Raw genomic sequence first — 17,570 nt, forward strand, 5'->3', positions numbered from 1 at the left:
GCGCTCACTCTCTTACAGTTCCCGAGTAACCACAAGAGACCGACAGCGTCTTGGTCGCGCGCACGCGAGCCCACAGGCGCTCAGGACGAGGAGACAGACAGCATGGCCATCACCCTTGTAAACCCCGACGGACTGCCCAAGATCGACGTCTACCGGCAGGTGTCGATCGCATCCGGGTCGAGGCTCGTCTTTATCGCCGGGCAGGTCGCCTGGGACGCCGAGGGAACCACGATCGGCGAAGGCGACCTCGCCGCCCAGGTCGAGCAGAGCTACCTCAACGTCGCCACCGCCCTGGCCGAGGTCGGCGGCTCCTTCGACGACGTGGCCAAGCTGACCTTCTACGTCGTCGACTGGACCCCCGACAAGATGCCCCCGCTCCTGGAAGGCATCTCCCGGGCAGCCGCGAAGCTGGGGGTCACCTCGGCCCCGCCGGCCACCCTGATAGGCGTCGCGGCACTGGACGTCCCCGACCATCTGGTCGAGATCGAAGCCACCGCGGTCCTCGACTGAACAGATGTGGTCTGGTTGCCGGGCAAGGGTCCCAGCGAGGGGACGGACGGCTGCGGCGGCGAGTTCGAGCCAACTGCGCCTAAACCTCCAGCGTGCGGAGTTCGGTGAAGACGCGGACGGGCCGCCGCAGCCACACCTCCAGGGGGTTTGCTCGTTGTGGCTCTGCGTGCAGGGGGCCGGCGGTAGTGGTCCGCGGCGTGTGGCCCTCTCTTCCTGGGCCCGCGCCACGCATCTCCGCGGCTGCATTACGAGCGGCCACAGCTGGCGCGCGCAGTACTGTCTCCCGGCGCCGACGCCCTACAGGCACGTCTCGAGGGCGTCCAGGGCTATGCCGGACCGGGCGCGGAGCCGGGCGACGCAGCCGCGGATCTGTAAGCCCAGTCGGGGAAAAGGGCACAGGCGATCGCGTCCAGCACGGAGGGACTGGGGCGGGTCTCCTTGCCGCGCTCCAGGCGGACGTAGTTGATGCTGATACTGGCGAGCGTGGCCAGTTCCTCGCGGCGCCGACCTGGGGTGCGCCGCGCGCAGGAGCCGGCGCGCGATATCGGACCTTCTCGGGAATCGTCACACGACCATTCGCACCGTTTCCATTTCGCGACCCACATTGTACAGATAGAGTCGCCTCATGCCCAAGAGTGAATCCACGGTCCGCGTGGCCCTCAAGAAAATAACCCCCGACGTCTCCGGAGCGATGGGCACCTTGCACGGTGCCGCTGTTTCCGCAGCGCAGGATGCCAAGGTCGAGCCGGAACTTCTCGAGTTGATCCGGATTCGCGCTTCACAGATCAACGGTTGTGCGTTCTGCCTCGATATGCACACGAAGGACGCCCGCGCCCAGGGCGAGAGCGAACAGCGGGTCTACTCGCTGAACGCGTGGCGGGAAACGCCGTTCTTCACCGAACGAGAGCGCGCCGCACTGGCGTTGACCGAGGCAGTGACCCTGGTGCACGACGGACACGTCCCGGACGCGGTCTACGCGGAGGCCGCGGAGGTCTTTGACGACGCGCAGCTCGCTGCATTGATCTGGGCCGCCACCGTCATCAACGCGTACAACCGGATCGCGATCGCGACACGTATGGTTCCAGGCTCTTATCAGCCGGTCCAGAAGAAGGGCTGAGCGATCCAGGAGAACAGCTGAATCCAGGAATGGCTTATCGCGCCGGGCCGAAATGAATCGGTCCGGCGCGATCCTTTGCCGGGCTTTACCAGTTCACGCGGTCGGCAGTGGCTCCATGATGTCGTCCAGCCATTTCCGCCATTCGTCGGCCCGCACGACCGGCCCCGCAATCATCGACCGGCCCTCCCAGGCGGAGACCGGCCGAATTCCGTGCAGGGCGTTCACCAGCCACACCTCCCGGCCGGTCAGCTCCGCCACGGTTCGTTCCCGGTGGGCCAGCCGGATCCCGTTCTGCAGCGCCCGCTGCTGGATGAGCCCCGCGGTGACGCCGGCCAGGACCGGCAGCTGTTGCGGGGGAACGCACAGAGTCTCGTCCTCCCACCACAGCACGCTGGAGGTCGCCGCCTCCAGCACGAGGCCGGAGGGGGCGATCAGTACCGCCTCCTCGGCGCCCTGTCCGCACGCCCGCTGTCGGACCCGGGCCAGCGCGTCCAGGTCCGGGCCCTTGCGGCGGGGAACCGTGCGCGGGTCGGGCTGACCCGACGCCCACACCCGTACCTCCGGGGCGAGCGGAGGTGCGTGCCGCAGGAGCAGCCGCAGCTGGAGGGATCCCGCCACGAGCTCGACACGCGGGAACCAGGACCCCGTACGAGGCAGCGCGGCCGTCATGTCCTGCCAGAACTGGGTGAGTTGCTCGAGAGACGGCCCTCCGCACTCGCCGCAGGCCCGCAGGAAGCGCTCCCGGTGCCGGTCGAGACCGCGCACCCGCCCGTCACGGACCAGCCAGGAGTCGGCGACCAGGAGCTGCGTGTCGGCAGCCAGGCCGGCGATCAAACCACGGCCGGGTACCCATGCCAACAGCCCTTCAGCGGTTGCCGGTTGTGTCATCAACGAATCATTCACCTCTCAGTGCGACCGGTCGGTGCGTCCGGTCAGTATGTGCGGCCGGCGCTCGCCGGTGAGCCGTGCCGGGGGCCGTACGGGGCATGCTCCAACCAGGCCCCGCACCACGGCAGTACGGGTGCGAGTGCCGCCGCCGCACGCTGTTTCGCTCGTACGATCCGGCGGCGCGGTCGCAGATGGGCCAGGGCTTCGCCCGCCGCCGCGCTGTTGAACAGGGCAGCCGCTCGTCGCGCCGCGGCGAACTCCGCAACCGCCTCCGTGGTGCCGGTGGCCACGGCGGTCGCGGCCGCTGCCGCGTCCGCGATGCCGCTGTTCATGCCGCGGGCGCCGAAGGGCGGGAAGAGGTGGGCCGCCTCGCCGACGAGCAGCACGCGGTGCTCGGGGTCGGTGAAGGTCGCCGCGACCTTGCGGAGGAAGCGGTAGGTCGACACCCACAGGATCCGCTCGGCGTACCCCTCCCCCACGACCGCGGGCAGCCACTCCCGTACCGCCTCCTCGGTCCCGTAGGACTCCTGCGGATCGTCGTCGCGGCACTGCAGGTCGATTTGGAAGCCCCCGGTGAAGGGCACACGCATGACGCTGCGGCCGCTGACTCCGGGATGCTCGTAGTGGAAGACCCGCTCCAGGGGCAGTTCGGCGCCCGGGATGTCGGCCACGTCCACCACGACATGGAATCCCTCCGAGCTGGTGCCCTCCATGGGGATGCCCAGCTCCCGCCGGACCGCCGAGCGGGCTCCGTCGGCGGCGATGACGTGGGTGCCGGTCCAGCCGCGTCCGTCCTCGCTGCTCAGTGCGACTCCATCGGCGGTGACCTTGATGCCCGTCACGCGCGCGTGCCAGGCGAACTCCACCCCGGCCGCCTCGCAGGCGGCGAGCAGGAACCGCTCGGTGTCCACCTGACGCAGGCTGGTGAAGGGTGGCGGGAACGAGGGTGGCGGGAACGTCCGGGCGTACACCTCGCGGCCGCGGTACAGGGTGCGTTTGGTCTGCCAGGGCCGTCCGTACGACGTGATCCGGGCGGCGAGCCCCGGGCGCATCCCGTCGAGCAGTTGCAGCGTCTCTCTGTGTACGAACAGGGCGCGGCTGCCGGGGCGTTCGCGCCCTTGTGGGTCCGCTTCCAGGAGGGTGACCGGCAGTCCGTGGGCGCGCAGGCCGAGTGCGGCCGACATGCCCACGGGTCCCGCGCCCACGACGATGACCGGGTTCACGTCAGGCGCCGCCGGGTTGCTCGGCGGTGACGGCCGTGCTCTCGGTGAGCATACGGGTGATTTCCACCCGCTTGACCTTCCAGGTGGAGGTCATCGGCAGTTCGTCGAACCGCCACTGCCGTGGGTCGGCCATCGCCGGCAGGTCGGCGGTGGCCGCCTGCCAGCGCCGCGGGTCGAGGGGCTGTTCGCCCCGGACGCAGACCACTGGTACCGGCTCGCGGTCGGCGCCGGGCACGATGACGACCTCGCGCAGTTCGTCGAGGCGGGACATCAGTGTGTCCTCGATCTCAAGGTTGCTGTGCACGGAGTCGATCTGGTCGATCTCACGGTCGATCAGATACAGCGCGCCCCACCGGTTCCGGTAGCCCATGTCGCCCATCTGCCACCAGCCGCCTCCCAGTTGACTGTCGTATTGCTGCTGGGCGCCGAGGTAGGTGAGGATCCGGCCCCTGGTGCGGGCCTCGATGCGGCCTGGCGTCCCGGGCTGGGCACGCCGTCCCGCGCTGTCGGCGATCCGGACCCGGGTGAAGCCGGGAATGCCGATGCCGACCCGGCGGCCGTCCGCCCGGGCCGCGCCGCGCCGCGTGTACCACTGGAAGGCGACCGGACCCGTCTCGCTCTGCCCGTACAGCTGCATCAGCCACGGCGAGCGCCGGTTCGACGCGCCCAGCAGCCGTTGCACGGTGCGCGGGTGGATCGCGTCGAAGGTACTGCCGTAGGAACGGACCCGGGCCAGCGGAGCGCCGGGCGCGTCGGCCAACTCCTCCCACAGGACGAAGGTGTTGGGGTGAGTCTCGACGATGCCGGGCCGGTGCCGGGCAAGCAGCGGACCTGCGGCGGCGGGCTCCGGGTCGGTGATGAACAGCAGCGGGCTGCCGAAGTGCAGCAGGACGCCGAGCAGATGGTAGAAGCGCGAGTGCACGAAGGACATGTGCAGCGCCGCCGTCTCGCCACGCGTCGGCCAGCCCATGGCCTTTTGCGGTACGAGCCGGTTCCACATGGTGTTCGCGCAGTGCACGGCGAGCTTGGGGACGCCCGTCGTGCCCGAACTGTGGGTGATCAGCGCGGGTTCACGGGGATGCAGCCGGACAGGTGGGTGGGGTGGGGCGCCGGCGTACTTGTCCAGCGGGACGGCTCCGGGTGCGTCGTCCACGCTGAGTGTCTGCCGTACGAGATCGGCGACGCCGATGTCCCGGAGTGGCCCGGTGAGTTTCGCCCGGTCCGTGAGCAGCCAGGGCTCGTGCAGCCGCTCCAGAAGCCGGCCGACGACCGGTCCCTGCAGGCCCGGTGAGAGCAGGACGGGCACGGCGCCGATGCGGGAGACGGCGCAGGTCAGCAGGACGATGTCGACGTTGTCCGTCTTGTGGACGGCGACCTGCTCGGAGGGCCGGACACCGGCCTCCCACAGCCGCCCCGACAAGTCGTCGACCAGGGCGGCCAGGACCGGATAGCTGAGCTCGAGCCCGAGGACGGGGTTGACGTCCAGCGGCCGGTCCAGGGTGACCGGGACGGCTCCGTGCCGGTCGGCGGCCTGCCGGAACATCGGGCCCAGATAGAACCCACGATCGGAGAACAGGGGCTGTGGTTGTCCCATGGGCCCTTTCCTTTCTGCGGTGTTCGCGGTCACGGCCACGGTCACCACGCACCTCGACGGACGAGGTGGCGGCGGAGTTTGCCGGTCGAGGTGCGGGGCAGTGACGGCACGACGTGGATGGTCCGCGGGGCCTTGAAGGCGGCGAGGTGCTCGCGGGCCAGCGCGATGAGTTCGGCCTGCAGGTCGGCCTTGGTCGCCGCGAACGCCGGGGCGGTCGTGGCCGCGACGCCGATGACGACGTAGGCCCGCAGGGCGGTGGCGCCGCGCTCGTCGGTGACAGCGGCGACGGCCACCTCGCGTACCGCCGGATGCTTGCGCAGCACGGCCTCCACCTCCAGCGGGGAGACGGTGATGCCGCCGACGAGTTCCATGTCGTCGGCGCGGCCCAAGTGGCGGTAGGTGCCGTCGGGTTCGCGCCGCGCGCGATCCCGGGTGGCCAGCCAGCCGTCCACCAGGACGCGCTGCGTCTCCTCGGGAAGGTTCAGGTAGCCGGGCGTCAACGTCGGGCCTCGTACCCAGAGTTCGCCCTCCGTGCCGTCCTGCACCGGGTGTCCCGCGCCGTCCCGCAGTTCCAGTTCGAAGCCGGGAACGGGGCGGCCGACGGTGCCCGGGGTGTTGTCGTCGAGGCTGTTCGCGCAGAAGGCGTGCCCGGCCTCGGTGGAACCGATCTGTTCCAGTACCGGCGCGCCGAGCAGTTCGGTGACGCGCTCGCCGAGCCCGGCGGGCATGCCCTCGCCGGCTGACACGGCGGCGCGGACGGAGGCGAAGCAGGCCGCGTGCCCGTCGGCCCGGTCGGCCACCAGGGCGGCGTACGCCGACGGTACGGAGTAGAGAAGTGTCACCCGGTGGCGGGCCACGAGTTCGTCCACCGCGGCGGGCGAGGGGCGGCGGTCCACCAGGACGGCGGAGGACCCGGAGAAGAGGGGGAATGCGAAGGCGTTGCCGAAACCGTAGGCGAAATACAGCTTCGACACCGAGAGGGTGACGTCGTCCTGGGTGATCCGCAGCAACCGCTCGCCGATGAGCTCGTGGTACGTCCCGGGGTCGCCGTGGCAGTGCACGACTCCCTTGGGGATGCCGGTCGTGCCCGAGGTGTACTGGATGTAGAGCGGGGTGCGCGGGCCGGCCGGGTGAGCGCCGGTGGTCGGCGGCGCGGCGCGGGTGAGCGCGACGAGTTGGTCCGCGCCGAGCCGCGTCCGCCCGGCGAACCGGTCCTCCAGGCCAGGCCCGGTCACGCACAGCGCGGCTCCGACGTCCTTGGCCATGAACTCGTGGTCAGCCGCCGGCAGTTCGGGATTGACCAGTACCGCGACTGCCCCGAGCCGGGCGGTGGCGAGGAAGGCCGTCACCCAGGCGAGGGAATCGGGCAGCGCCAGCAGGACCCGGTCGCCGGGGCGGACGCCATGCTCGGCCAGGACACTCGCGGCGCGGGCCGCGAGGTCGTGCACCTCTGCATGGGTCCAGGCCCGGTGGCCCTGGTGGAACGCGGGCCGGTCGCTCCAGCCCCGCCGCTCGGCCAGTGCGGCGAGTGAGGACGCCAGGTTCCCGGCCTCGGTATCCGTTGGGCCGGCCATGCCGGTGGGGCTCGGGGCGGAGGTCGTCGGCGTCACCGGACCTGCTCCTGCAAGGAGACGGGCATGGCGGCTGTGGACTCGCCGTAGGCGCGCAGTTGCGCGGCGGTCTTCAGCAACATCTCGTCGTACTCCGCTTCCGGGTTGGAGCCGAGGACGATGGCGCCGCCCGCGCCGAGGTGCATCCGGCCGTCCGTGAAGACGGCGGTGCGGATGACGATGCTGAGATCGGCGCCTCCGCCGCAGCCGAGATAGCCGAGGGCGCCGGAGTACACCCCGCGCGCTTCGGTCTCCAGCGAGTCGATGATCTCCATCGTGCGCAGCTTCGGCGCGCCGGTCATCGAACCGCCGGGGAAGCAGGCTCGTACGCAGTCCACCACGTCCGTGTCCGCACGAAGCCGGCCCTCGACGGTGGAGACGAGCTGGTGCACGGTGGCGTACGTCTCGGTGGCCATCAGACGGGAGACCCGTACCGTTCCGGTCTCGCATACCCGGCCCAGGTCGTTGCGGAGCAGATCGACGATCATCAGGTTCTCGGCGCGGGTCTTGGCGTCCGCGGCGAGTGAGTCCTTCAGCCGGGCGTCCTCCTCCGGCCGGTCGCTGCGGGGTGCGGTGCCCTTGATGGGCTTGGCCTCGGCGATGCCGTCCCGGGTGATCCGCAGGAACCGTTCGGGGGACGAGGCGGCCACGTCCACGTCGCCGAACTTCAGAAAGGCCGCATAGGGCGCCGGGTTGATGCGCCGCAGCGCATGGTAGAAGGCCAGCGGGTCGGGCGGCGCGGGTAACTTGGCGGCGTTGGTCAGACAGATCTCGTAGCTGGTGCCGGCCTTCAGCTCGCGTCGGCACGCTTCGATGTCGGCGAGGTAGGTCGCCCGGTCGCGGATTAGCCACGGTTCGACGGCACGCAGGCCGGGGTCGGAAGCGGACGGCGGAGTCGTGGCAGGCCCTGCCGACGACACGAAACTCAGCTGCTCCATCGCACTGTCGAGCCAGTCGACGGCGTCCCGCATGCCCTGTGGGGTGTTCTCGGCCAGGCAGACGGCATAGGTGGATCCCTCGCGGTGGTCCACCGCGATCAGCCGGTCGGCGAAGAGCCAGCAGGCGTCCGGGGTTTCGGCCCGGTGACGGTTCGGCGAGCCGCAGTCGGCCTTCATCTCGTAGCCGAAGTAGCCGACGTAGCCGCCGGTGAAGTCGAAGGGCAACTCGGCCGCGTCCACGTGACGGGTCGCCAACTGCCGCTTCAGGTAGTCGAAAACGCTTGCCCTGACCTTGCGTGGCGGCCGCCCGGGCCGCTCGATCTCGCAGCTGCCGCTCTCGACGTCGTAGCGTACGAACTCGGCCAGCGGGCCCGTGCCGTCGCCGAAGAACGAGAAGCGGGACTGCCCCTCCTCGACCCGGGAGCTGTCCAACCAGAACGCTCTCGGCGCGTCCGCGCACATCCGGGTGAAGGCCGTCTCGGCGTCCACGGCGGTCGTGATCCGGCGGCTGTGCAGTCGGTAGCCGACGCGCGCCGCCCCCCGGGGGCGGGGCACGAACGCCGCGGACACAGTGGCGTTGTTTTGCGTACGGGGCTTCTGCGTACGGGCCCTGGTCATACGGATCCTGCGGGGCCGGGCCGCGGTGAGGCTCCGGAAGTTCAGGAACAGCCGGTGGCCGTACTCGGTGAGGACGGACTCAGGGTGGAACTGCACGCCCCACAGCGCACGGGTGCGGTGCCGCAGCCCCATCAGTACGCCGTCCTCGGACCAGGCGGTGCCCTGGAGACTCGCGGGCAGCGGCTCCCGGACGGCCAGCGAGTGATAGCGGACCGCGGTGAAGTCCTGCGGCAGTCCGCGGAACAGGTCCTCGCCGTCGTGCCGGATTCTGGAGAGATGTCCGTGCCGGGGCTGCGGCGCGGCCGTCACCCGGGCGTGCTCGCCGGCCGCGATGCCCTGGTGGCCGAGGCAGACACCCAGGACGGGTATCTCGGACTCGGCGAGCACGCTGGCGCTGATCCCGAAGTCGCGCGCCCGACCGGGGTGTCCGGGCCCGGGTGACACCACCACGTTGTCGAACTCCCGGAGATCCGGAAGTCCGTCGGCCGAGGCGTCGTTGAGGATCACCACTGGCTCCTCGCCATTGACCTCGGAAATCAGCTGGAACAAGTTGTACGTGTACGAGTCGTAGTTGTCGATGAGCAGGGTCTTCACCCGCCCACCCCCCTTTATTGTCGTTCTCAGCCTTGTGCGGCCCGCCGTTTGTGCCGTCCACGCATCGCCTGGAGGGGCGGGTACAGCCATTTCTTGAAGAAACGCTGAAGTCGCGGCATGAGGATCCACGTGACAATGGCCGTGACGGCCAGACACAGCAGCAGAGTGCGGATGAGAGGGTTGAGGCTGCCGAGAAAAGGAAGTATCGCCAAATTGAATACGAGCACCGGAGGGAAGACCGCGCTCATATTCACAAACCATAACTTCCACTTCGGCGGCGGACGCGGGGCCGCAGCGGTCGCGGAAGCGGTTTCGGCCTGGGAATCGAACCAGACCCTGGAGCCCTGAACGGTCCGCCGACCGGTCTCCCGGGCGAGCTTCTCCCCACCGGCCCGCCACTGCGCCCACTCGGCCGAGCCTTCCCAGGCCAGGGCGGAACCCTCGCTGATGAAGCGGTAAACCACATGCCACTCCGCCTCTCCGTCGACGAGCACGCCACCGCCGAGAAAGCCCGGCTGCTGCGCGCCGGCCCGCAGCACACCCCACCCCCAGGAGTGGAACTCGGCCTCGCGGCCCGGTACCACTCGATACGCGACGGTGACGGTAACGGGATTCCTGGTCACGGCCTTGAATACGAAAAGAGAAGGCTTGCTGTTCAACTCTCAACAGAGTTTTTGCGTGCAGCCGGGAAAGCGTCCGTTTGCCACCATTCTGCCCGCCTTGGCATCTTTTGCCACACCCTACTTCGGGTAACATTCTCGAATTCCTGGAACCACTTGCCGGTCTCTCGAGCAAAGCGGCACCATCGACCTCCGTGGCACCGTTCTCCGGCGACATGAAGATTCCGATAAGCCGGATCTGCAAGAGCAAGAAGGAGATCCATGTCCAGGTATGACTGGAGCATGACCCACGAGGGAATCGACCGTGCGCGTGCCGAGATCGAACCGGCCCGAAAAGAAGTGACCGCCCACCCGATTTACCAGCGGATAAGCACCCGGGAACACATGGCGATCTTCATGGAGCACCATGTCTTCGCGGTGTGGGACTTCATGTCGTTGCTGAAGTCCCTCCAGCGGGAGCTGACGTGTGTGGACGTTCCCTGGGTGCCCCGCGGCTCGCAGGTGAGCCGGCGGCTGATCAACGACATCGTGCTGGTGGAGGAGAGCGACGAGCTGGACGGCGGCTTCACCAGCCACTTCGAGCTCTACCACACCGGCATGGCAGAGGCAGGGGCGGACACTTCACGGCTGGACACGTTCCTCGCGCTGCTCACGGAGGGCCACGACGTGCCGGCGGCGCTGCGCGTCGCCCAAGTGCCCGCCCCTGCGGCCGAGTTCGTCACCACCACGTTCGGAATCGTCAACGACAAGCCGCTCCACTGCCGGGCGGCGGCTTTCGCCTTCTCCCGGGAAGACCTCATCCCGGACATGTTCGACCAGGTCATCAAGAAGGAGGGCGCCGACCGGTTCCCGATCTTCTGCGACTACCTCGCCCGCCACATCGAGGTCGACGGCGAGGAACACACCCCCATGGCCATGGCCATGGTGGCCGATCTCTGCCGCGACGACGACACACGCTGGCACGAGGCCACGGAGACCGCGGCTCTCGCGCTGGAGGCCAGGTCCCGGCTCTGGGACGCGATCGTGGAGGCGATGGACCCGCTCGACGGATGAATCCGAGTCGGCAAGGTGCCGCCCGCTCGCGGCGACGGCGCACGCCGGAAGCAGCGGTGTGCGCCAGCCTTTCGCCCCGTGGACAGGCCGCGCGGCGCATGTCACCCGGCATGTCCTATCGGGCGCCTCGCCAAGTGGGTGTGGTCTCGTCCGCTATGTGCTTGGCAGGGTTGTCGACGATTGAGGCGATGTGGATCACGGCTTCGGAGCTGGCGGGAAGGGTCTCCGAGTCACGCCCAGGCGTCGGCGGAGCGTGAGCCCGGTCTGTTTCGAAGCGCACTCTGCCCCACCTTCGGCCGGCGCCAACTCACGAGCAAGATCCCAACCGTACGCGGGCAGTGTCCGTCAACTTCCCCGCAAGCGGCACATTCGCGCGGGTCAGACGACCGCAAGGGCTGTACCACCAGCAGACGAAGAACCTTTTGGTCAGTTACTCGCCCAAGAAACTGGGCTTCTTTTAGAACGCCGTGAAGGGCGTCTGTCGCGGTTGGGCAGCCGTCCTCGACCACTCACATGAGGGCCTCTCCGGATGCCGGTGCGGATGTCGCAATCCACACCGAGCCAGAAGGCCCTCACTCATTTCAGGGACACTCATGAAGTGCCCAAAATATTGCAAGGTGGGATAATTTACCTGACTAGGGGACGCGTCACAGGCGTCCCCCACCGACCGTGAAAAGGCGGATCCGACCATGCCGAAGAAACCACGTTCGTCCGAGCCACCGCACGGAAAGGGTCCCAGCCGTCATCAGGGCACCGGACAGCACGGCTGGTCGCCCGATGTGGACGAGACGCGCCAGCAGGACAACCCGAGCGCCCACCGCTCCTTCCGGCCCGAGCAGGCCGGCGAAAGAGGTCGGGGCCGTTCGATATCCCCGGAGGAGACGAAGCCCGTTGCGGGCGACACGGCCAAGAGTCGCGGTGCGAGCGGCGAGAAGTACGGCGACGCGGACGAGAAGGGCAGACGCGACACCGGACGCAAGGGCCGCTCCCAGCGGCCCAGCGGCACCAAGGACGCTTCCGCCACGACCGGCGTGGATCCACAGGACCCTCCGTCCGGGCGCCGACCAGGTTGACGGTCCCATCGCGCCTGGACGGCCTGGCCCGCGCCTGGACGAGCGACGCCCCTGTCAGCAGATCCGCGGCAGTTGCTCCCCGATCGGCAGATCGACCACCCGCGTCCCTCCCAGGCCGGTCCGTGCAACGACCATGCCGGGATGCCCCTCCACAGCCTCACCGATGATCACGGAATCCGCGCCCAGAGGATGGGCGCGCATCGCCCCGAGGACGGCGTCGGCGTGCTCGCGCGGGACGAAGGCCACCAGCTTGCCCTCGTTGGCGATGTACATGGGGTCCAGTCCGAGAATGGCGCAGGCGTTGGCCACGGCCGGCGGGACCGGGACGTCGCGTTCCTGGATCACTACCCCGGTGCCGGAGGCCTGCGCAATCTCATTGAGCGCGGCGGCCAGGCCGCCTCGGGTGGGGTCGCGCAGGACGTGCAGGTCCGGGGTGACGGCGAGCATGGCGTCGACCAGGCCGCCGAGCGCCGCGCAGTCGCTCTTGATCTCCACTCCGAATTCCAGTCCCTCGCGTACGCTCATGACCGCCACCCCGTGGACGCCAATGGCGCCGCTGACGATCACGACGTCACCGGGGACGACCCGCTGAGGGCGCAGATCGACGCCCGCCGGGACGAGACCGATGCCCGCGGTGTTGATGTAGATCCCGTCGCCGTGGCCGGCCTCCACCACCTTGGTGTCGCCGGTGGCCACCTCCACACAGGCCGTACGCGCGGCCGCGCCCAGCGCCTCGGACACTCGCGTGACCACGTCGAGCTCGACGCCCTCCTCCAGGATAAATCCGCAGGAGAGGTAGGCGGCGCGGGCGCCGCTCATGGCGAGGTCGTTGACGGTGCCGTTGACCGCCAGGTCGCCGATGCTGCCGCCGGGGAAGAACAGTGGCCGCACCACGTAGGAGTCGGTTGAGAACGCCAGCCGGGCACCGCCCAGGGAGAGGACGGCGGCGTCACCCATCTGGGCGAGCACCTCGCCCCCGAAGGCAGGCGCGAAGATCTGCTGGACCAGTTCGGCGGAGAGCACTCCGCCGCCGCCGTGGCCCATGACGACACGCGGCCGGTCCCGCAGGGGCGCCGGACACGTCCACGCCTCGACGTCCAGGGCGGGGACAGGGAGATCGGTGGTGTCAGACAACGGGGGTCGCCTCCTGGGCCTTGGTGGCGGGCATGTCCAGCCGCCGGTAGAGGTAGTACGCGGCGCAGGCTCCCTCGCTGGAGACCATGGTGGCCCCCAGCGGCGTACGAGGCGTGCACAGAGTACCGAAGGCCTCGCACTCGTGCGGCTTGAGCAGCCCCTGCAGGACCTCTCCGCTGCGGCACTCGGCTGGCTCCTGCGTGCGGATGCCCTCGACGGAGAAGCGGTGCTCGGCGTCGTAGGCGCGGTACTTCGACGCCAGCCGCCAGCCGCTCTGCGGGATCACCCCGATGCCGCGCCAGGCGCGGTCAGTGACCTCGAAGACGTCCTCCAGCATGGCCCGGGCGGCCAGGTTGCCCTCCGCGCGAACGGCACGGGCGTAGGCGTTGTCGACGGTGTGCTCACCGCGTTCCAGCTGCCGGACGGTACGGCGCACGCCTTCGAGGATGTCCAGTGGCTCGAAGCCCGTCACCACGATCGGCACCCGGAAGCGCTCCGCCAGTTCCGGGTACTCCCCCATGCCCATCACGCTGCAGACATGGCCGGCCGCGAGGAAGCCCTGCACCCGGCAGCTCGGCGACGACATGATGGCCTCGATGGCGGGTGGTACGCGGACGTGGGACACCAGCATGCTGAAGTTCGGGATGCCCAGCTTCCGGGCCTGATGGACCGTCATGGCGTTGGGGGGTGCGGTCGTCTCGAAGCCGATGCCGAAGAACACCACCTCGCGGTCCGGGTGCTGCTGGGCGATCCGCAGAGCGTCGAGCGGTGAGTAGACGACGCGCACGTCACCGCCCTCTCCGCGGACCTGGAACAGGTCCCGTCCGGTGCCCGGCACACGCAGCATGTCACCGAAGGAACAGAAGATCACCTCCGGTCGGGAGGCGATCTCCAGAGCCTTGTCGATGACCTCCAGCGGAGTCACGCACACCGGACAGCCGGGGCCGTGGATCAACTCGATGTTGTCCGGCAGGAGTTGGTCGATGCCGTGCCGGATGATGCTGTGCGTCTGCCCGCCGCACACCTCCATCAGCGCCCACGGCCTGGTCACCGTGGCGTGGATGTCGTCGAGGAGCCGTCGAGCCAGCTCCGGGTCCTGGAACTCATCGATGTACTTCACTGGTTGCGCACCTCTTCCACCGGTTCCGAGCCCGCCGCCTCCGCCGCCGTTTCCCAGGGGTCGCCGAACTCCTCCTGCAGCAGGCCGAGTTCGGCGAAGAGTTCGAGCGTCCGTCGCGCCGACTCCTCGTCCAGCCGTTGGAGGGCGAACCCGACGTGGACGATGGCGTACTCGCCGACCTGGAGGTCGGGCAGGTACTCCAGGCACACCTCCTTGACCACGCCGCCGAAGTCGACGGTGGCCATCCGGGTGCCGTCCCGTTCCTCGATGTCCAGCACTCTGCCGGGTACCGCCAGGCACATGAGCCTCTCCTCGCTGTGGGTCGCGCGTTTGCTCAGTCGGTGGGAGTGAGTGTGGGAGTGGCGCGGGCGGCCACCATCAGTTGGCCCAGCGCCAGGCCACCGTCGTTGGGCGGCACCAGGTGGTGCCGCAGGACCGTGAAGCCGTCCTCGCGCAGGGTGGCGGCACAGGCCGAGGAGAGCAGCGTGTTGGCGAACACGCCTCCCGTCAGGGCGACCGTGTCCAGCCCGTGCCGCTCTCGCGCCCGCGCGCACATCCGGTGCACCAGGCCGGTCACGGCCCGGTGGAAGCGCGCGGCGACCAGGGCCGGCTCGACGCCCGCGCGCAGGTCGCCGACGATCGCCGCGAGTACGGGTGCCGGATCGGCCCGTACGGCGCCGTCCCGGTTCTCCTCCGACGCGTGCAGGGCGAAGGCGTACTCGGTGGTGTCGTCGGCCGGTGCGTGCAGAGCCGCCCCCTCCAGTTCGACGGCGGCCTGTGCCTCGTATCCGGCTCGGTGGCACACCCCGGCGAGAGAGGACACGGCGTCGAAGAGCCGGCCCATGCTGGACGTGGGGACACAGTTCAGGCCGCGCTCCAACTGCCTTTCCAGAACGTGGAGTTCGTCGGGCGGGCAGGCGGTCGTACAGGCGAGGTCGTCGGACCAGTCGATCCCGGCCGCCCTCAGATGGGCCAGCGCCATGCGGTACGGCCGGCGCACCGCGGCGTCACCACCGGGCAGTGGAACATACGCGAGATGTCCGAGCCGGATGAAGCGGTCGTAGTCCGCGCACAGGAACTCCCCGCCCCACACGGCGCCGTCGTCGCCGTGGCCGGTGCCGTCGAAGGCGACGCCGATCACCGGCCGGGTGCCGTCCAGTCCGTGCTCGGCCATGGCGGCGGCGATGTGCGCGTGATGGTGCTGGACGCGTACGACGGGCCGGTGCGCGGCGTTCCGGTCGGCCCATCCGGCGGAGCGGTATCCAGGATGCCGGTCGCGGACCAGGGCCTCGGGCCGCACTCCCGTGATGGATTCCAACTGCGCCACCGCGCGCTCGAAGGCCCGCTGGGTGCCGACGTCGTCCATGTCGCCGATGTGCGCCGACAGCCAGGCTTGACGGCCCGTCCCGAGACAGAAGGCGTTCTTCAGGTCTCCGCCGACGGCGAGGGCCGGCCGCACGGGCAGCGGGAGGGAGACCGGCAGCGGGACATAGCCACGCGAGCGGCGGATCACCAGTGGCTCTCCGTCGCAGACGCGGACCACGGAGTCGTCGCACGGGACGTGGATCGGCCGGTCGTGCGTGAGCCAGGCGTCGGCCAGGTGCGCGAGTCGTTCCAGCGCCTCTTTGTCGTCGGTGACGATCGGCTCACCTGACAGGTTGCCGCTGGTCATGACGAGCAGCCTGGGGCCGTCCGGGTCGCCTGGCAGACCGAGCAGCAGATGGTGCACGGGCGTGTAGGGCAGCATCACGCCGAGGTCGGGGCTGCCGGGTGCCACGGCCTGGGCGGGCCGGAGGTCCCCGGGGGCGTACGACGGGTGCGGACGCCGCCTCACCAGGACGACCGGTCTGGCACGGCCTTCGAGCAGGTTCCGCTCCGCGGGGCTCAGCCGGACGAGGTGACGGAGGTCGTCCGCGGTCCTGGCCATGACAGCGAACGGCTTGTCCCCGCGCGCCTTTCGCCGGCGCAGGAGGGCGACCGCCCCCTGGTTCGAGGCATCGCAGGCCAGATGGTAACCGCCCAGGCCCTTCACGGCGAGGATCGCGCCCCGCTTCAGCAGCGCGCGGGCCTCCGTGACCGGGTCCGCCCCCTCGACATTCCTGAGCCGTGCCTCCCGGGCGAGGACCAGCCGCAGACGGGGGCCGCAGGCCGGGCAGGCGACCGGCTGCGCGTGGAACCGGCGGTCGGCCGGGTCCGCGTACTCCCGGGCGCAGTCGGGGCACATCGCGAAGCCGGCCATGGTGGTGTTCGCCCGGTCGTACGGCACGCCGGTGACGATCGTGAAGCGCGGGCCGCAGTGAGTGCAGTTGACGAACGGGTGCCGGTAGCGCCGATCCGCCGGGGTGGCCAACTCGGCGAGGCAGTCGGCACAGGTGGCGGAGTCGGGGGAGACCAGGGTGCGGGCCGGTCCGCCGGTGCGCGAGGTGAGGATGGTGAACGCGGTGCCGCCGACGGGAGGCATCTCCCGGTGGTGGACGGACTCCACGCGGGCCAGCGGCGGCGCCTGGGCGGCGATCAGGTCGCAGAACCGGGCCACGGCCGCGGCGCTGCCCTCGACCTCCGCGACGACGCCCTCCGGGGTGTTGGTCACGTGTCCGGCGAGGGCGAGTTCGGTGGCAAGGCCGTAGAGGTAGGGCCTGAAGCCCACGCCCTGTACCACTCCCCGGACGGTGACCCGGCGGCGGCGTGGGGTGTTCTCGGCGACGGCGGTCGGAGCCTGCGGACCGCTCACGAGTGGATGTGGGCCATGGTGCCGGTGGCCTCCGGGTGCGTGTGACTGTGGTGATGAGGCTGCCTGGCCATGACCGGCGAGTGCACAGGTGTGCCGTCCACAGCGGCCAGCGCCCGGTCGAGCAGCGCGCCGACTCCCTGCCCCCGGCGTGCCGAAGTCAGGATCACCTCGACTCCGGGATTGACCTGCTCCACATTCGCGCGGAACGCCGCCTCGTCGAACCCGACGGCCTTGGCGATGTCGGTCTTGGTGACCACCACAAGGTGGGCGAGGCCGAAGGCGGTGGGGTACTTGAGCGGCTTGTCCTCGCCCTCCGTCACGGAGGCGAGGGTGACCCTCAGTGTCTCCCCCAGGTCGTAGGAGGCCGGGCAGACCAGGTTGCCGACGTTCTCCACGAACACCAGCCGGGTGTCGTCGGGCAGCCACCCGTCCAGGTGCCCGGCGAGCATCCCCGCCTCCAGATGGCACAGTCCGTCGGTGAGTACCTGCTTGACCGGAACGCCCGAACGCGCCAGGCGGACCGCGTCGTTCTCGGTGGCGAGATCGGCGCTCAGGGCCGCTACGGGAAGGGACCGTTCCCGTGCCCGCAGCAGTTCCTGCTCCAGCAGCGCGGTCTTGCCGCTGCCCGGACTGGACAGCAGGTTGACGACCGCGGTGCCTCGCGCCGCGAGGGCGGCGCGCAGTTCGTGGGCGCTCGCGTCGTTCTTCGCGAGTACGGCCTGCCGCAGGTCGACGACACGGCACATG

The 17,570-nt window shown here is 69.8% G+C and carries 15 protein-coding genes and 2 pseudogenes; 4 read left to right on the forward strand and 13 right to left on the reverse strand.

Features of this window, described 5'->3' with window-relative positions; translation table 11 throughout:
- Positions 1-102: 102 nt before the first annotated feature.
- Positions 103-510 (forward strand): RidA family protein, encoded by a 408-nt coding sequence (locus OG828_RS04970; protein ID WP_328500239.1) that lies wholly within the window; start codon positions 103-105, stop codon positions 508-510.
- 329 nt (positions 511-839) lie between these two features.
- Here the strand turns inward: OG828_RS04970 and OG828_RS04975 are convergent.
- Positions 840-1,043: pseudogene (locus OG828_RS04975) on the reverse strand (helix-turn-helix domain-containing protein); the annotation flags it as partial.
- A 92-nt stretch (positions 1,044-1,135) separates the two neighbouring features.
- Between OG828_RS04975 and OG828_RS04980 the strand changes: the two are divergent.
- Complete coding sequence (locus OG828_RS04980) at positions 1,136-1,627, forward strand: carboxymuconolactone decarboxylase family protein (protein WP_328350558.1); 492 nt, start codon at positions 1,136-1,138, stop codon at positions 1,625-1,627.
- 93 nt (positions 1,628-1,720) lie between these two features.
- Here OG828_RS04980 and OG828_RS04985 read toward each other — a convergent pair whose 3' ends face one another.
- The 6 genes from OG828_RS04985 to OG828_RS05010 are packed head-to-tail and all read right to left on the reverse strand — an operon-like array spanning position 1,721 to position 9,751.
- Positions 1,721-2,515 carry an aminotransferase class IV gene (locus tag OG828_RS04985; RefSeq protein WP_328500240.1) on the reverse strand — a complete coding sequence of 265 codons (795 nt, stop codon included), beginning with the start codon at positions 2,513-2,515 and terminating at the stop codon, positions 1,721-1,723.
- 44 nt (positions 2,516-2,559) lie between these two features.
- Complete coding sequence (locus tag OG828_RS04990; RefSeq protein ID WP_328500241.1) at positions 2,560-3,738, reverse strand: FAD-dependent monooxygenase; 1,179 nt, start codon at positions 3,736-3,738, stop codon at positions 2,560-2,562.
- Position 3,739: 1 nt separating this feature from the next.
- Positions 3,740-5,332, reverse strand: a complete 1,593-nt coding sequence (locus OG828_RS04995; protein WP_328500242.1) for a class I adenylate-forming enzyme family protein — start codon at positions 5,330-5,332, stop codon at positions 3,740-3,742.
- A gap of 41 nt (positions 5,333-5,373) precedes the next feature.
- Positions 5,374-6,906, reverse strand: coding sequence for an AMP-binding protein (locus OG828_RS05000; protein ID WP_328504802.1), 1,533 nt, complete (start codon positions 6,904-6,906; stop codon positions 5,374-5,376).
- 32 nt (positions 6,907-6,938) lie between these two features.
- Positions 6,939-9,092 (reverse strand): aminodeoxychorismate synthase component I, encoded by a 2,154-nt coding sequence (pabB, locus tag OG828_RS05005; protein WP_328500243.1) that lies wholly within the window; start codon positions 9,090-9,092, stop codon positions 6,939-6,941.
- Between the two features lie 26 nt (positions 9,093-9,118).
- Positions 9,119-9,751: an antibiotic biosynthesis monooxygenase gene (locus tag OG828_RS05010; protein WP_328350573.1), complete on the reverse strand. Its 633-nt coding sequence runs from the start codon at positions 9,749-9,751 to the stop codon at positions 9,119-9,121.
- Between the two features lie 222 nt (positions 9,752-9,973).
- Here OG828_RS05010 and OG828_RS05015 point away from each other — a divergent pair, with 222 nt between their 5' ends.
- A complete protein-coding gene (locus tag OG828_RS05015; protein ID WP_328350576.1) occupies positions 9,974-10,765 on the forward strand; it encodes a DUF3050 domain-containing protein in 792 nt (263 codons plus the stop codon).
- A 115-nt stretch (positions 10,766-10,880) separates the two neighbouring features.
- On the opposite strand, the pseudogene OG828_RS05020 reads toward OG828_RS05015, so the two are convergent.
- Positions 10,881-11,000, reverse strand: a pseudogene (locus tag OG828_RS05020) (IS5/IS1182 family transposase); the annotation flags it as partial.
- A gap of 454 nt (positions 11,001-11,454) precedes the next feature.
- On the opposite strand from OG828_RS05020, the gene OG828_RS05025 reads away from it, so the two are divergent.
- Positions 11,455-11,838, forward strand: a complete 384-nt coding sequence (locus tag OG828_RS05025) for a hypothetical protein (protein ID WP_328350579.1) — start codon at positions 11,455-11,457, stop codon at positions 11,836-11,838.
- 54 nt (positions 11,839-11,892) lie between these two features.
- Here OG828_RS05025 and hypE read toward each other — a convergent pair whose 3' ends face one another.
- Genes hypE through hypB form a run of 5 tightly spaced genes read right to left on the reverse strand, consistent with a single transcriptional unit; the run spans position 11,893 to position 17,569 of the window.
- Positions 11,893-12,972, reverse strand: coding sequence for a hydrogenase expression/formation protein HypE (gene hypE / locus OG828_RS05030; protein ID WP_328350582.1), 1,080 nt, complete (start codon positions 12,970-12,972; stop codon positions 11,893-11,895).
- The gene (gene hypD / locus OG828_RS05035; RefSeq protein ID WP_328350585.1) at positions 12,965-14,092 is read right to left on the reverse strand and encodes a hydrogenase formation protein HypD; all 1,128 of its coding nucleotides are present in this window, start codon (positions 14,090-14,092) and stop codon (positions 12,965-12,967) included. Before hypD ends, hypE begins: the two co-directional genes overlap by 8 nt.
- A complete protein-coding gene (locus OG828_RS05040) occupies positions 14,089-14,394 on the reverse strand; it encodes a HypC/HybG/HupF family hydrogenase formation chaperone (protein ID WP_328500244.1) in 306 nt (101 codons plus the stop codon). Before OG828_RS05040 ends, hypD begins: the two co-directional genes overlap by 4 nt.
- Before the next feature lie 32 nt (positions 14,395-14,426).
- Positions 14,427-16,823: a carbamoyltransferase HypF gene (gene hypF, locus OG828_RS05045; protein ID WP_328500245.1), complete on the reverse strand. Its 2,397-nt coding sequence runs from the start codon at positions 16,821-16,823 to the stop codon at positions 14,427-14,429.
- Positions 16,820-17,569, reverse strand: a complete 750-nt coding sequence (gene hypB / locus OG828_RS05050; protein ID WP_328350595.1) for a hydrogenase nickel incorporation protein HypB — start codon at positions 17,567-17,569, stop codon at positions 16,820-16,822. The genes hypF and hypB overlap by 4 nt, the downstream gene beginning before the upstream one ends.
- Between the last annotated feature and the right edge of the window lies 1 nt (position 17,570).

Source organism: Streptomyces sp. NBC_00457, assembly GCF_036014015.1.
Taxonomy (GTDB): Bacteria; Actinomycetota; Actinomycetes; order Streptomycetales; family Streptomycetaceae; genus Streptomyces.